Annotated in this window: 2 protein-coding genes; both read right to left on the reverse strand. The window is 38.2% G+C overall.

The features are described from left to right. A partial coding sequence (locus R8N49_RS25445) for a glycosyltransferase (RefSeq protein WP_318190252.1) occupies window positions 1-216 on the reverse strand: 216 nt, incomplete at its 3' end. Window positions 217-269: 53 nt separating this feature from the next. Continuing rightward, on the reverse strand, window positions 270-971 hold a 702-nt coding region (locus tag R8N49_RS25450), incomplete at its 5' end, for an NAD-dependent epimerase/dehydratase family protein (RefSeq protein WP_318190253.1).

The raw sequence follows: 971 nt of genomic DNA on the forward strand, positions 1-971 counted from the left end.
GCAACTATGTTCGTGGCTTACCACTTGCAGGTCACACCCACATTCTTTAGCAGCTTCAAGTGCCTCTTGCACCGTATCATCGGTACTACCGTCGTCCGTAATGACAATTTCGACGTTAGGGTATGCTTCTAAACTGGCATGAATTTCTTTCACTAACTTCCCGATATTTCCTTGTTCATTTTTTGCAGGAATAACGACTGATATACTCGGTAACATAGCTCTAACCTTATGTGAACTCTCGACCTTGAAAGTTCTGAATGACAAATCTTTTACTTGTTATAAAAATTCCGGTACCAAGCGACAAACTCGGCAATACCTTCTTCTACGGAAACTGACGGCCGGTAACCAGTGGCTTGATAGAAAGCTGTTGTATCAGCATAGGTTTGGTATACATCTCCTGGCTGCATCTCTCGATAATTTTTCTTTGCTTCTATTCTGAGTTCATTTTCTATTGCTTTGATAAAATCCATCAAACAAATCGGTGAACCATAACCAATATTGTAAATAGAATAAGGAGCAGAACTATCCGCTAGAGTACTATTTTCAAACTGCCATCGCTGATTAATTCTTGGTATGACATCAGAAATTTTGACTATCCCTTCGACAATGTCATTAATATGGGTAAAGTCCCTCCACATATCGCCATTATTATTAATATCAATAGACTGACCGTTAATTATTTTATCAGTAAAGATAAAAGGTGCCATATCTGGACGTCCCCAAGAACCATACACAGTAAACAAACGTAAGCCTGTTGTAGGAAGTTGATAGAGATGAGAATAACTATGCGCCATCAATTCATTAGATTTTTTAGTCGCTGCATATAAAGAAACGGGGTGATCAACATTATCCGATGTAGAGAAAGGCACTTTCTTGTTTAAGCCGTAAACGGATCTGGAAGATGCATATATGAAATGCTTGATATGGCTTTTACGACAAGCTTCTAAGACGTTTAAAAATCCACTTAAATT

Source organism: Vibrio sp. 1978 (assembly GCF_033344345.1).